Genomic DNA, 13,911 nt, shown 5'->3' with positions numbered 1-13,911 from the left:
TCCCAAGATTCGCCGTGGCCTCGCGATACCCGTGGTCACCGCGCATCACGCCCAGCCCGCCCCAGCCACTCAGCCCGGAGCGGAAGTCCACCCGGCCCCCAGCACTGACCTCATAGCGGTTACGCGGCAGGCTGGCCTGCAGCACGTCCTCATCGAAGGCCATGCCGTTGCTGCTGCCATCGCGGTACCAGTTCACCGCCAGGTACGGACTCACCGCCGCACCCACCGTGGCACGCGACTCGCCCTGCAGACGCAGACCCAGGCGGCCCGACAACCCGTCGTCGCCCACGCCGCGCACGATGGTGCCGTTGCCTTCGGTGTGCCGGTCGGTAGTGGCATCGGTGTACACCAGTTGCAGCTCCGGCTGCAGGCGCAACGCGGTGTTGCCGATCTGCCCGATGTCGAAGCGATAGCCCGCTTCCAGCGACGACTGCCAGATGTCCGAGTCGTAGCGTTCCTCGGCCAGGCCTTCGCCCTGCACGCGGTTGCGGAACTGCCCGCGCTGCACGCTGGCATCCACATACAGCGCGTCGGTGTTCCAGTTGCCGTACACGCCCAGCGCGCCGCCTTCGACCTTGCCGCGTGCGCTGTAGCCGGTCAGCTGCGAACGCGAGGTCGCGCTGGATTGCGCCAGCGTGCCCATCACACCCACGCGGCCACGCCCATTGTCGAACACGCCCACATCGGCGCCCAGCTGCAGGCGCGAGCGGTCCACGCGCAGGTCCAGCTGGTCTTCCACCGCCGACAGCTTGCTCTGCGTGCCATCCACCCGCGCCCAGCCACGCACGCCGTCGATGGCGGTGCTGCCGCCCTGGCGGTCGCGCCACTGGTGCCGCAGCAGCTGGTCCATGGCGAACTGGTTGGCCAGGTACGCGCCGGCTTCCGGGCGCAGCACCGGCGACGGCGGGTCGACCGGATCGATCGGGTCGACCGGCTTGCACTCCGGCAGGCTCGGGTCCACCAGGCACGGGTCCGGCCCGGCGGCCAGGTCCGAGCGCAGGTACCAGTTGCCGTTGGCGTCCTTCACCAGGAAATACTCGTACTGCCCACCCACGGCGCGGCCGACCAGGTCGAACTGCGCGTTGGACGCACCACCGATATCGATCAGCTCGATGCCGCGATCGGTCTTCGCGCCGCTGCCGCCGGCATTGGTGACGCGCACATTGGCCTGGCCGTTGGCATCGCCGGTGATGACCAGCTTGTCGCTGGCCGAGGTGTCATCGCCCAGCTGGGTGTTGAACGCCAGCGTGCCGCCATCGCCGGTGAAGCTATCAACGGTGAGCGTGTTGAACGTGGTGCCATCGCCCAGCCCGATGGTGCCGGTGCTGCCCAGCGCCAGGCGGCCCACACTGCTGTCGCCGGTCAGCAGCCAGGTGCTGTTGTCGTCGATGCTGGCCGAGGTCACGTTGAAGAAGCGGCCGTCGATCTGCGCCTTGTTGCGCAGGGCAACATCCAGCGTGCCGTTTACTGTGCCGGGATCGAAGGTGATGTTGCCGGCCAGACGTGAGTCGTCGACGGTGAATGTGACATCGGTTTGCGCACCGGTTACGAAGGCATCGTCGCGTACCAGCAGCAGGTTGCCGTCGCCGCCGCGAAGCTGCGCGCCGTTGGCAACGCTGATGTCGTAGCGGTTCTCTTGCAAGGGGATAACCTGGATGGCCGCGCCACGTGCGGATTCCAACGTGGAATTATCGATGCTCAGGCGCACGCGTCCGGCAGGGTTGGTCTCAGCGAAAAGCAGCGCGCCGATGTTGGCGGCGATGATGTGTGACCCATCGAGAATGTCCATCTGGCCCATCTGCAGGCGCACACCCAAGCCACTGTTGTATTGCCTTCTGACGTTCGGTGCATCCTCGACGCGGATGGTGGTGCCACTGATCCATGCGTAGGGATTGCGTACCCCGGCGCCGGCGGCACCCACGACCAGATCCACGCCGACGGCCTTGCGCTCATCCGGATGCTGGCCCGCGGTAGTGACAATGACCTCGCTGTCGCGCAGGTACGCCTCGGCGTTGTGGCCCAAAAGCGAAATCCCGCCCAGGATACGGCTGCTGTCAGCTTCAACCCTGGCGTCGCCGGACAGACGGATGGCATCCTGCGCGGTACCGCCGCGAGTCACCTCGGCACCCCGCTCGAGTGAAATGCGGGATGTACCGCTGGCGACGATCTCCAGCGTCTTCCCGCCGACCACCCCCAGATGTGAATCGTTGATCAGACGCCACGCCTCCGGCGCGTCTCCCGGGTTGACCTGGGCACGCTCATCGTCGAGGTCGCGGGCAAAGGCAGCCCACATGGGCAGAGTGGTCAAGGCGAGCAGCAGGCTGGCGGCAAGCGGGCGCAGCGTCGGCAGGTGCGTGGAAGAAACGGTGCGACGGTTCATATGTCTATCCTTGCGGTAGAAAGTGCAAAGGGTCCGGAACCGTCCCGCCTGGCCGGCGACGTCAGCCCCAGCGTATAGGTCGAGATCGCGTGAGAAGGGCGTGAAGTCGAGTTGAAGGCGACAGTCTCGGGAACTGAGGCCAGAGTGTCCTTGCCGCGCTCGCCATCCCATGCAACTAATTGCAAACGTCGATTGAGTCGATTGGTTGGATGGTTTCGATTCAGCGGGCAAATACCAAGTGAAGCGATGTGATCGGATGCACCTGACGCCATTGCTGACGATCACTGTCGGTTCGAGCACCGCGTCATAACGCAGCACGACCTTTGCAACAGTTTGCATGGTGCACTGCGGTATCACTCGCGAGGATCACTCGGGCATAAGCCAGGAGTATCCCCATGCGTTTCATCCACCCACGTCGTCACACACTCGCGCTCGCCATGAGCGCCGCACTCTTCGCCACGTATCCGGTGCTGGCCCAACAGGTCATCGCCGACGGCGACGACCAGACCCCGGTCGCCGGTGATTACCACACCACCGATCCGGCGGTGCCCGGCACGCCGGCCGGCCATGCCTTCCTGGCCCGCAACGGCGGCAGCATCGTGCCGTTGGGCGAGGTCAACCTGCGTACCGAGGGCGAACGCGCCTCGGCGGCGCGCGCGGAAGGCGCTGGCAGTCGTATCGCACTGAGCGGCGGCAGCGCGCTCACCACCGGTTACGGCGCCGCAGGCCTGGCGGCGCATGACGGTGGCCGGCTCGACATACGCGGTACCCGCATCGAGACCACCGGTGCCGCAGCCAGCGGCATCGCGCTGACCCAGGGCCACGTGGTAGCGGACAATGTCCATATCACCACCCGCGGTGGCCTGTCGCACGGTGTCGAACTGCGCGAAGGCAGCGCTGAACTACGCGACAGCGTCATCGAGATCCACGGCAGCAGTGCAAACGGGCTGTTCGTGGGCGGCGGAACCCTGCTGGCCGAACGCGTGCGTATTGAACACGCCGGCGGCGGTGCGGCGGTATGGGCGGAGGCGGGCAGCGGCAGCGATGTCACCCTGCGCTCGGTGCAGATCAACGGCAACGGCGCTGGCGCCACCGGCGTTCTCGCCGCGCGTGGCAGCACCGTGGTGCTGGAAGACGTGGACATCAACCTCACCCACGAACAGTCGGGCGCAGGCATCCAGGTAGGCGGCGACGTGACCGTGCGGGGTGGCCGCATCCACGCCGGTGGCAGCAATGCCACGGCGATCAGCTTTGGATCAGGCGGCGGCAGCATCACGCTGGACGGCACGCAGGTTCATGGCGACATGGGTGTGTTCATGATGGAAGGGGACGCGCTGGACATGCGCAACAGCGTACTCACCAGCGTGCGTACCGGTATCAACATCAACCAGCGCAATGCCACCGCGCGCGTGGAGGGCTCGTCGATCACCACGCAGAACGGCGTGGGCATCCTGGTGATGAGCGACGCGCAGTTGGAGGTGACCGGGTCGCGGATCAGCGCCGACGGCGAACTGCACCAGGCGGTTTCAGTGCTGGGCGGCACGACCACGCTGCGCAACAGCGAGCTGCGCACCCGCGGGCGCAGTGGTCATGGGCTGTATGCCGAAGGCTCGGGTACGCCCGCCCCGGTGGCGAACGCGCACGCGATCGACATCCTGACCGAAGGCGACGGGGCCATCGGCGCCATCGCCCGGCGCGGGGGCAGCGTGCACCTGGCCGACAGCGCAGTGCGCACGACGGGCGTCAACGCGTATGGCGTGCTGTCTGGCGGCACCGGTGAAATGTCGCTCACCAACACCCATGTTCGTACCGAAGGCGAAGGTGCCTGGGCGGCGGTGATCAACGACAACGGGCGCATGCAGATAGACGGTGGCTCGCTGGTGAGTGCGCAGCACGGCGGCATGTGGCTGCGCGGCAGCCGCGACGCGGGGCTGACACTGGGCAATGGCGCGATGCTGTCAGGCGGCAACGGCACGGCACTGGCGCTGGATGCCGCCGTCAGCGGCCGCTTCGATGTGCGGCTGGAGAACGGCGCGCAGATGTATGGCGACATCGTCATCACCCCCGAAGACCTGGAAAACGGCCTGGTGCCGCAATCGCAGGTGCAGGTCAGCCTGGCCGATGGATCGAACTGGTGGGGCAGCTCCGATCTGGTGGAGCAGATGGCACTGGAGGGCGGCAGCCAGTGGACCCTGCGCGGGAATGCGTCGGTGGATGAGCTGAGCCTGCGCGACAGCACCGTGGCCCTGTCCGATGGGCGTGCGGCGGTTGGCAACACGCTCACCGTCGAGGGCGACCTGCATGGCGAAGGTGGCACGTTCGTTTTCCATGGCGCACTGGCGGGCGATGACACCGTGATCGACCGGCTGCACGTGCGCGGCGACACCACTGGCGATGCCAGCCTGCGCGTGCAGAATGTCGGCGGTGTGGGCGCGCCTACGGAGGACGGCATCCAGCTCATCCAGGTAGAGGGTGCATCCCTGGCGACCTACGCGTTGGCCGGCCGCGCGGTGGGCGGCTCATACGAGTACTTCCTGTTCCAGGGCGGGGTGGCCGATCCGACGGACGGCAACTGGTACCTGCGTTCGCAGTGGTTCGACCGCTGCCAGGACGACCCGGCCTCCCCGGGTTGCATCACCGACCCGGACCCGGAAGAGGGCGGCGGTGGCGGCATTCCCATTACGCCACCGGGTTCGGTGCTGCGCCCGGAGGGCGGTGCCTACCTGGCCAACCAGTCCGCTGCGGTGGGCATGTTCCAGCACCGCCTGCACGACCGCGTCGGCGCGCCGGGCCTGGCGGAGGAGCGTGGCGCGTGGGCACGCGTGGGACGCCAGCAGGCGGACTTCCAGGCCGTGGGCGGCCAGCTGGCGGTCGATGGCAACACCTCGCTGCTGCAGGTAGGCAGCGACCTGTGGCAGCGCAATGGCGCAACGCTGGGTGTGATGCTCGGTAGTGGCCGGGCGGACAGCACCGTGGTCTCTGGCCTCACCGGCTACACCGCCAAGGGCCGCGTACGCGGCAACGCCATCGGCGCCTACGCCACCTGGCTGCAACGGCCGGGTGACGCGGAAGGTGCGTATCTGGACGCAAGCATCCAGCACGGCCGCTTCGACAACCGGGTGGATGGCCTGGACCTGCCGCGCGAACAGTACGATACGCGCGTGCTGAACACGTCCGTGGAAGGTGGGTACACCTTCAACGTCTGGCAGGGGTCGAACGCCGCGCTCTACGTGCAGCCGCAACTGCAGCTCTCGCACATGGACTACCGTGCGGACCGGCATCTGGAGCGCAACGGCACGCGGATCGACAACGCCGACGCCGACGGCATCAGTGGTCGCCTGGGCGTGCGCGTGTTCGGCCATGACCTGCGTGCCGGCACCATCGTGCAGCCGTACATGGCGGTGAACTGGCTGCGCGGCACGCGCACCAGCACGCTGGACTTCAACGGCGAGACGCTGGGCGCTGACCTGCCGCGTGACCGCTATGAAGTGCAGGCCGGCGCGGAGCTGAAGCTTGGACAGCGCTGGTCGGCCTGGGGCGGCATGAGCCTGCAGCGCGGTGACCATGACTACCGCACGGTCGGCGGTCAGCTGGGCATGCGCGTGCGCTGGTAATACGCAGAAAGGCGCCGGGCAGTGCCCGGCGCCTGTGGGATGCATCAGCGGCGCCGTGCATCTGATGCTCCTCCACGCAGGCCGGGTTCAGCCTGGCGTTACGGGGCGCCTACGGCCGCTTCCAGGTCGCGTGGCGAACCGTAGTCATCCAGCCACTGGAACGTCACGCTCGCGGGCATGGCCGCACCGGCCGGCAGCGGCAGACGTACCTGCTGGCCCGGCGCGATCATGTCCACGTCAAGCTTGCGACCATCGGCCAGGGTGAGAGTGCTCAGGGTTACGTGGTAGGCGCTGGGATTGCGAACCTCCAGCGCGTCGCCCGCACGCGACCAGACCAGTGCAGCGGCTGCATCGCGTGCATCACCCGGCAGGCCGGCGGGCCGATGGAAGAGCTTGATGCGCGTGCGCACCGCAAACTGCAACAGGTTCTTGCCGGCTGCATCGCTGGGTTTGGGCGGGATGTCCAGCAGGTTGAAGTAGAACACCGATTCGCGATCAGTCGGCAGTGCTGCTTCGGACGGGCGCGGTGCATAGGTGATGCGGTACGCCTGGCCCTGGTGGGGCTGCAGCAGGCGCGGTTCTGCCGGGGTCAACCGGAACGGTGTGCGCACATTCTCCGGGCGCGCCTGGCTGTCGCCGTCGTCGATCCAGACCTGGGTCATCGCCGGCAGCTCGCCGACATTGCTGGCCTTCAACGTTACGTCACGCCCCTGGCGGGCGTCGTGGATGATGCGGGTGCCCTGCAGGGTGACCGCGGCCGATGCCGGCGTGGCGACGAGAATGCTCGCCAGCGCCAACACCCATGTCGATGCATGGGATGTCATGTGTTGCCCTCTGGGAAAAGGGAGGGCGGCGCCGGGCGCCGGCCCTCCTGTGCGGTGTTACTTGTAGAGCACCACGAAGTCGCCGGACGCGTTGGCGATGCCCTGGGTGGCATTCTGGGCGGGGGAGGCATACCACGCGCTGTAGTCCAGCTGGCCGCTGCCGCCGGCGGCAATGGTCACCCACATCGACGGGTCTTCACCGATCTTCTGGTGGTCACCGCTGGCGTCATACAGTGCCACGCCGACATTGGTCGCAACCGAGGTTGCCGTGAGTGCCAGGTTGCCCGTGCTGCCATCGGGGGTGCCGCCAAAGCGCACGCCCACTTCCTGCGCCGCGCCCGAGCCGGTGCAATCCAGGTTGATGCTGAAGTTTTTCTGGCCGGCGCGGGTGTTGGCGTTCACCGACGCCAGGTCGACCTTGCCCATCGGCACGGTGATGGCGCCGCCGGTGGAGCCCACCGCGCAGGTGGAGGTCATCAGCTCGCCGGTGATTTCCAGACGCTCGGCCATGGCAGCAGGTGCGGCTACGACGGTAATCAGGCTGGCGCAAAGCAGGTTGAATCTGAAGGACATCGTGGTCGCTCCTTTGTGGGAAACAAGGGGTGAGGAAGGCGGTCTGCTTCCGTGGGGCGGGCAGTGTCCGTGCGCATCGCCCCTTGCGCCATGCAACAAGTTGCAGATTGTGTGAGCGTCGGTGAGCACTGCGATTGATGTGTTGCAGCCTGCGGGCAAGGCGGATATCTGCAACTTGTTGCATGGGATCGGCCACACCTCCGCCCTATGCTGCGCAATCTCCTGACTCCCTGGCGCCGGCGGTCACCGCCGTCGCGATTCGTCGTCTTCCATGCACGATTCCCGCTGCGTCACCTCACCACCATGCCACGTCGGTGCCCTCGCTGCGGCCATCGTCGCCACGTTGTCGACGGCCAGCATGCCAGTGCTGGCCGCCCCTGCAGCGCTGGAATTCAGCGACGGCTTCCTGATCGGTGGCAAGGCAATCGACATGCAGCGCTACGCGCGTGCCGGGCAACTGGAGGCCGGCGTACATCCGTTGGACGTGGTGGTCAACGGTGAAGCACGCGGCACGCAGGACATTGTCTTCAGCGGCGACGAGCACAACGTCCAGCCCTGCATTTCCGCCTCGCTTGTGCGTACGCTGGGCCTGAAAGCAATGTACCTGGACGCGCTCGATCCCGATCCTGAGGCCTGCGTTGCACTGGCTGCGATGATCGACGGTGCCAGCCTGGAGGTGGACAGCGCCACGCTGCAGCTGCTGATTGGCATCCCGCAGGCGGCGCAGGCTACCACCGCGCGCGGCTACGTGTCACCGGCGCAGCGCGATACGGGCATCACCGCTGGTTTCATCGATTACGCCTTCAACCAGAACCGCAGCCAGGGAGGGCGCGACAGCCGCTACCTCGGGGTGAATGCCGGGCTCAACCTGGGCGCGTGGCGCATGCGCCACCGCGCGTCCATCAGTCACAGCGAGCGCAGCACACGCCATGAAGTGATCAGCAGCCACCTGCAGCGCGATCTGCCGCATTGGAACAGCCAGTTGCTGCTGGGCCAGGGCAACACCGGCGGCGAGCTGTTCGACAGCGTGGCATTCACCGGCCTGCGCGTGGCTACCGATGACCGCATGCTGCCCGATTCACTGCGCGGCTATGCGCCGGTGGTGCGCGGCATCGCCGAGGGCAATGCGATGGTGCGCATCCGCCAGAACGGCAACATCATCCACGAGGCCAACGTCGCGCCCGGGCCGTTCTCGATCGAGGACCTGTACCCCACCAACTTCGGCGGTGACCTGGACGTCACCGTGACCGAGGCAGATGGGCGCGAGCAGCGCTTCTCGGTCAGCTTCTCGGCCGTACCGCAGGCGCTGCGCGCAGGTTCTTCGCGCTTCAGCGCCACGGCGGGTGCGCTGCGTGATGCCAGCGGCTACCTGCAGGAATTCCGGTTCGCCGAAGGGACGTACGCGCGCGGCATCAGCAACCGCCTGACCGCCTTGGGCGGCGCCCAACTGGGGGAGGATTATCAGGCCCTGCTGGTGGGCACAGCGATCAACACCGCCATCGGCGCATTTGGTGCGGACGTGACCCATTCGCGGGCGCGACTGCACGGCGACGCGCGGATCAGCGGCAACAGTTTCCGGCTCAACTACCAGCGCTACGTCGCCAGCACCGGCACCAACGTGGGCCTGGCCGCCTATCGCTACAGCACCCGCGGCTACCTGACCCTCGGGGATGTGGCGCGCCTGCAGGACGATACGTGGGGGCAGGGCAGCCGCGCACGTCAGCGCTACCAGCTGAACTTCTCGCAGAAGGTGGGCACCCGCAGTTCGCTGTACATCAGCGGCGGGCACGTGAGCTACTGGGACAACAGCCAGCGCCGCAACGACATCCAGCTGGGCGTGCAGAGCGTGTGGGGCCGTGCCAACTACGGGCTCTCGGCCATGCGCTATCGCCTGCAGGGCGGTGGCGAGGATACCCGCTACGCGTTCACCCTGAGCATGCCCATCGGCCGCAGCCCGAGTGCGCCGCGCCTGGGCAGCCAGATCAGCCATGCCGACAGTGGCAGGCAGGCGCAGCTCGGGCTCACCGGCGCGTTGGGCGAGAACCGTGCGCTGAGCTACACCCTCTCGGCCGGCACGGCCAGCGGCGGCGAGCACAACCGCAGCGCATATGCGGCCTACCAGGGTGGCCTGGGCAACTTCACGGCCGGCTACAGCCGCGCGGGCGGTCACAGCGCGCTGTCGGCCAGTGCCGCCGGCAGCGTGGTGGTACACGGGGGTGGTGTGAACATCGGGGCGCCGGTCGGTGAGGGCTTCGTACTGGTGCAGGCCGACGGCGCCCAAGGCGCGCAGGTGGGTTACGGCGCGCCGATCCGCGTGGCCAGTAACGGCTACGCACTACTGCCGCATGTCAGTCCCTACCGTTGGAACCAGATCGACCTGGATCCTTCCGGCCTGCCGCTGGAGGTGGAACTGCTGCAGACCTCGCAGCGGGTGGCGCCCACCGCAGGCAGCATCGTGCGCGTGGTATTCACTGCCCGTCACGAACGCACGCTGTTCATCGACACGACCGATGCGCTGGGTCAGCCACTGCCCTTTGCGGCCCGGGTGGACGATGAGACCGGCCGCACGCTGGGTGCCGTGGGGCAGGGCGGCGTGATCCAACTGCGCGGGGCGCAGGACAGCGGCGCGCTGTGGGTGGACCCCGACGGCCCGCACCGCTGTCGCCTGGACTACCGCACGCCTGATGCCCCCGATGCCTACGGCCTGTCCTGGACCCAGGCCGTGTGTGTCCGCCAGCCCGTGCTTGGCCCAGGACTGCAGGCTGCTGCCGACGCAGCGGCACACGCTGATTGACCTTCCTCTCATGCCCTTCCTCTGCAGGAGCACCCCCATGTTGAATTCCCACCGTCTCGTGCTGTTCGCCGCGTTGCTGGCCTTTGCGCCGGCCACGTTCGCCGATACCGCCACCCTCACCATCCGCGGCCGCGTGCTGCCGGGAACCTGCACGCTGGCAGCGCCGGCGATCACGCTGGACCCGGTCAACGCCAATGACCTCACCCAGGGCGACAATCTGCTCAAGGCCGGCGTGTTGAATTTCACCGGCTGCGTGGGCGTGACCAAGGCGGTGTTGTCCTTCGACGGTACCGCCGCCGATGGCGATGCCGCACGCTGGAAGAACACCGCCAGCACCGATGCGGCCGATGGCGTATCGATCGCCCTGCTGGCAGGCGCCACCGGCAGTACCTACCTCAAGCGCGGCGATACCGGCATCGACGTGCCGGTGACCGGCGCGACGGCCAGCTATGCGTTGCGTGCGGGTTACTACCTGCCGGTGGTCGGGGGGCTGACGGCCGGCGCGGTGCAGGCCGAGATCGTCGTGACTGCGGACTACGAATGAGCCGGGTGATTCCACTGCGAAGGATGAGCCTGCCCGCCCGTCGAGCTGTCCCGGAGATGTGCCGTCATCGCGGTGGCTTTCTTGCTCGCGCCGCGCGGGGCAGCACGCTGCGGTCGTGGATGCGCCTGGTCTGTGCGCTAAGCGTCGTGTTCGGCGCCGCGCAGGCCTCCGCCGCCTGCGTACGCTTGAACCCGGGCGACCAGGACATGACCATCAGCCTGACCATGCCGAACCTGGACTTGCCAGACAGGCGCTTTCTCGCACGTTCGGACGGGGGAGTTGCTGACGCCTTTCGTTGTGACGCTGGCCAGAGCGCCTTTCATCTCGATCTGCCGCTGACCGGTCTTACATACGAGCGCGAGATTGCTGCAGAGGACGGCCGCACCTACAGTGTCTACAGCCTGGGCCCACGATCGCCATTGATTGGCTTCATGCACTCGGTCAGTACGCTCCATAACAGCAACCATCGCTCCAGCCAGCGCGCCGTCACGGTGGGAGCACCGTTTCTCAATCAGGGCATCGTCTCCAACGCTGACGAGCCGGTGGACGTGGATATGTATGTGATGTTGTTCTTCCGCGGTGGCGCGATGGAGAGCATTCCCATGACCCACCTCGGCACCGCTACTTCGTGGAGCGACAGCGACCCGAGCCAGCGCATCCAGCATCACATCCGGCTGGAGGTGAATGTGCCGGTGCTGACCTGCACCCTGAGCGACACTGCGCGTACGCTTGATCCGGTGTCGGCCGACCAGCTGGCCGTGGTCGGCAGCGATGCAGGCGAGAAGCCGGTGGTGATGAGCATGAGCTGCCCCAGTGCGAACATCGACGTCGAGATGGTGCTGGCCGATGCGAACGACGCCGGCAACCGAGGCAGCGTGCTGGCACCGGCGTCTGGTTCCGATGCGGGGGGCGTACGCGTGGAGATGCTGCGCGGTGGCAGCCCGGTCCAGTTCGGCCAGTCGTGGCGGCATGGTGGGTCCAGCAAGGGCAGCCAGGACATTCCCTTCACCGCGCGCTATGTCCGCACGAGCGATCCCCTTCACCCGGGCCAGATCGTTGGGGAGGCGGTGCTGACCGCCACCTATCGCTAAGCCGGCGGCAGCACCTTGCCCGGGTTGAGAATCCCATCCGGGTCCAGCGCGGCCTTGATCGCCCGCATCGCCGCCAGCGTCGCCGGCGTGAATGCCTGCGCCATGAAGTCGCGCTTGGCCAGGCCAATGCCATGCTCACCCGACAACGTACCGCCCAGCGCCAGCGTCAGCGCAAAGATTTTCGGCAGCGCGGCATGCGCGCGCGCGTTTTCGTCGGCGTCGTCCGGGTGGTAGAGGATGTTGACGTGCAGGTTGCCGTTGCCGGCATGGCCGAAGGTGACGATGGTGAGCGTGTACTCGCGCGCCAGCGCCTGTACGCCAGACACCAGGTCCGGAATGCGCGACACCGGTACCACCACGTCTTCGTTGATCTTGCCCGGTGCGATGCTGCGCAGCGCAGGCGACAGCGCCTTGCGCGCGGCCCACAGTTTTTCGCGCGCGGCCCCTTCCATGGCCACGTCCAGCGCGATCATGCCGTCACCCTCGGCAGCAGCAGCCAGCGCCTGCAGCAGGTAGGGCAGGGTGTCGTGGTCGCCGTCGGCTTCCACCAGCAGCATCGCGCCCGCCTCGGGTACGTCGGCGCCGTTGAGCCGCAGCAGTTCCAGGCTCCGCGCGTCCATGAACTCCAACCGCGTGGGCACCACCGGCTGCGACATCAGGCGTGACACAGCCGCAGCGGCGGCATCGGCATCGCGGTACAGCACGCGCAGGCCGGCCTGGCTGACCGGCAGCGGCGTCAACTTCAGCGTTGCCTCCACGATCAGCGCCAGGGTGCCTTCGCTGCCGACCAGCAGGTGGGTGAGGTCGTAGCCGGTGGCGTCCTTGGTGTAGGCGCCGCCGCACTGGATCAGGTCGCCCGCGCCGGTCACCGCCACCAGGCCCAGCACGTTGTCGCGGCTGGTGCCGTACTTCACCGCGCGCGGACCGCCGGCGTTGCAGGCCAGGTTGCCGCCGATGCTGCAGATGTCCGCGCTGGACGGGTCCGGTGCCCAGAACAGGCCGTGCGGCATCAGTGCGTGCTGCAGGTCGCCGTTGAGCACGCCCGGTTCGACCACCGCACACCGGTTGCCGGGCTGGATGTCGAGGATGCGCGCCATGCGCGCGAACGACAGCACGATGCTGCCGTTGACCGGCACGGCCGCGCCGGTGGTGCCGGTGCCGGCGCCGCGCGCCACCAGCGCCACGTGGTGCGCGCGGCACGCACGCACCAGCGCCACTACCTGGTCGCGGTCGCGCGGGAAGGCCACGCCGAGCGGCAGCTGGCTGCGCCAGGAGTTGTCCTGCGCGTGCGCGGCGAGTGCTGTGTCATCGGTGCGCCAGCCGTCATCGCCCAGCAGCGCATGCACGGTGGACAGGAATTCGGTTGGCAGGTGGGTGGCAGTCGACATCAGGGATTCCGGGGGCGTGCAGGGGCGCGTTGGATCACCCGCCAGCCGATCACGGCGGCGGTTAGCGGCAGCCATACCCAACGCAGTTCAGAGAAAATGGTGGCCAGTCCGCGGGCGCTGAAGAACTGCCCGGCGAACGGCGACACGCGGATCGGGCGCCACGGCGCGAACAGGCGCTCGCCACTCCACGGCCACCACAGTGCCACCCCGAGCCCGCCCGAGGTGAACGCGTCCAGCAGCGGGTGCGAGAGCGCGCTGATGCCCACGAATGCGGCGGCCTGCACGGCGGTGGCGCGCAGGCGCGTGCGCAGCAGCGCGGCCAACACGGCCAACAGCGCGGCGAACAGGATGGAGTGACTGGCGCCGCGATGGCCAAAACTGTCGGCGTAGGGGATTTGCAGCGCGAAGGCCAGCACATCGGCGTCGGGCAGCATGGCCGCCACCACGCCGGCGGCCAGCAGCGGGGTAGAGATGCGGCCGCGATCGGACGCGCACCACAGCGCCAACGGAATCGCCGCATGCGTGAACACACTAGGCATGCGCCACGTCCCCGGCCGCTGGCGGGCTCAACGCCATCTCGAACCGCCCACAGCCCACCGCTCCGTAGAGCCGGGCTCTGCCCGGCTGCACGACATCCCCCAATCACCCACATCCCGGCGATCCATCAACAATCCTCCAGCCGGAACGCATCGCGCAGCCAATT

At 67.8% G+C, this 13,911-nt stretch carries 9 protein-coding genes; 4 read left to right on the top strand and 5 right to left on the bottom strand.

Annotated features, from left to right (window positions below):
• On the bottom strand, positions 1–2,380 hold a 2,380-nt coding region (locus DBR34_RS15970; RefSeq protein WP_128097526.1), incomplete at its 3' end, for an autotransporter outer membrane beta-barrel domain-containing protein.
• A 437-nt stretch (positions 2,381–2,817) separates the two neighbouring features.
• Here DBR34_RS15970 and DBR34_RS15965 point away from each other — a divergent pair.
• Positions 2,818–5,994, top strand: a complete 3,177-nt coding sequence (locus tag DBR34_RS15965; RefSeq protein WP_258224003.1) for an autotransporter outer membrane beta-barrel domain-containing protein — start codon at positions 2,818–2,820, stop codon at positions 5,992–5,994.
• A gap of 98 nt (positions 5,995–6,092) precedes the next feature.
• Here DBR34_RS15965 and DBR34_RS15960 read toward each other — a convergent pair whose 3' ends face one another.
• Positions 6,093–6,818 carry a molecular chaperone gene (locus tag DBR34_RS15960; RefSeq protein ID WP_128097524.1) on the bottom strand — a complete coding sequence of 242 codons (726 nt, stop codon included), beginning with the start codon at positions 6,816–6,818 and terminating at the stop codon, positions 6,093–6,095.
• Between the two features lie 57 nt (positions 6,819–6,875).
• Positions 6,876–7,391 (bottom strand): fimbrial protein, encoded by a 516-nt coding sequence (locus tag DBR34_RS15955; protein ID WP_128097523.1) that lies wholly within the window; start codon positions 7,389–7,391, stop codon positions 6,876–6,878.
• Between the two features lie 358 nt (positions 7,392–7,749).
• Here DBR34_RS15955 and DBR34_RS15950 point away from each other — a divergent pair, with 358 nt between their 5' ends.
• From DBR34_RS15950 to DBR34_RS23420, 3 genes are read left to right on the top strand one after another with little or no spacing between them, the layout of a single operon-like run.
• Positions 7,750–10,185: a fimbria/pilus outer membrane usher protein gene (locus tag DBR34_RS15950; RefSeq protein ID WP_258224002.1), complete on the top strand. Its 2,436-nt coding sequence runs from the start codon at positions 7,750–7,752 to the stop codon at positions 10,183–10,185.
• A gap of 37 nt (positions 10,186–10,222) precedes the next feature.
• The gene (locus DBR34_RS15945; RefSeq protein ID WP_128097521.1) at positions 10,223–10,729 is read left to right on the top strand and encodes a fimbrial protein; all 507 of its coding nucleotides are present in this window, start codon (positions 10,223–10,225) and stop codon (positions 10,727–10,729) included.
• A gap of 23 nt (positions 10,730–10,752) precedes the next feature.
• The gene (locus DBR34_RS23420) at positions 10,753–11,820 is read left to right on the top strand and encodes a fimbrial protein (RefSeq protein ID WP_258224001.1); all 1,068 of its coding nucleotides are present in this window, start codon (positions 10,753–10,755) and stop codon (positions 11,818–11,820) included.
• Here DBR34_RS23420 and DBR34_RS15935 read toward each other — a convergent pair.
• Both DBR34_RS15935 and DBR34_RS15930 read right to left on the bottom strand, forming a co-directional pair.
• Positions 11,817–13,208 carry an FAD-linked oxidase C-terminal domain-containing protein gene (locus DBR34_RS15935; protein ID WP_128097520.1) on the bottom strand — a complete coding sequence of 464 codons (1,392 nt, stop codon included), beginning with the start codon at positions 13,206–13,208 and terminating at the stop codon, positions 11,817–11,819. The genes DBR34_RS23420 and DBR34_RS15935 overlap by 4 nt on opposite strands.
• Complete coding sequence (locus DBR34_RS15930) at positions 13,208–13,747, bottom strand: metal-dependent hydrolase (RefSeq protein ID WP_128097519.1); 540 nt, start codon at positions 13,745–13,747, stop codon at positions 13,208–13,210. Before DBR34_RS15930 ends, DBR34_RS15935 begins: the two co-directional genes overlap by 1 nt.
• Between the last annotated feature and the right edge of the window lie 164 nt (positions 13,748–13,911).

The organism is Stenotrophomonas sp. HMWF003 (genome assembly GCF_003061285.1).
GTDB lineage: Bacteria > Pseudomonadota > Gammaproteobacteria > Xanthomonadales > Xanthomonadaceae > Stenotrophomonas > Stenotrophomonas maltophilia_AP.
The sequence above is the reverse complement of the archived record's forward strand: the minus strand, read 5'-3'. Positions and strand labels throughout refer to the sequence as shown.

Coding starts and splice junctions, on each gene's coding strand:
- DBR34_RS15955 (WP_128097523.1), bottom strand. CDS start 7,391: ATGTCCTTCAGATTCAACCTGCTTTGCGCCAGCCTGATTACCGTCGTA.
- DBR34_RS15930 (WP_128097519.1), bottom strand. CDS start 13,747: ATGCCTAGTGTGTTCACGCATGCGGCGATTCCGTTGGCGCTGTGGTGC.
- DBR34_RS23420 (WP_258224001.1), top strand. CDS start 10,753: ATGAGCCTGCCCGCCCGTCGAGCTGTCCCGGAGATGTGCCGTCATCGC.
- DBR34_RS15950 (WP_258224002.1), top strand. CDS start 7,750: ATGCCAGTGCTGGCCGCCCCTGCAGCGCTGGAATTCAGCGACGGCTTC.
- DBR34_RS15960 (WP_128097524.1), bottom strand. CDS start 6,818: ATGACATCCCATGCATCGACATGGGTGTTGGCGCTGGCGAGCATTCTC.
- DBR34_RS15945 (WP_128097521.1), top strand. CDS start 10,223: ATGTTGAATTCCCACCGTCTCGTGCTGTTCGCCGCGTTGCTGGCCTTT.
- DBR34_RS15935 (WP_128097520.1), bottom strand. CDS start 13,208: ATGTCGACTGCCACCCACCTGCCAACCGAATTCCTGTCCACCGTGCAT.
- DBR34_RS15965 (WP_258224003.1), top strand. CDS start 2,818: ATGAGCGCCGCACTCTTCGCCACGTATCCGGTGCTGGCCCAACAGGTC.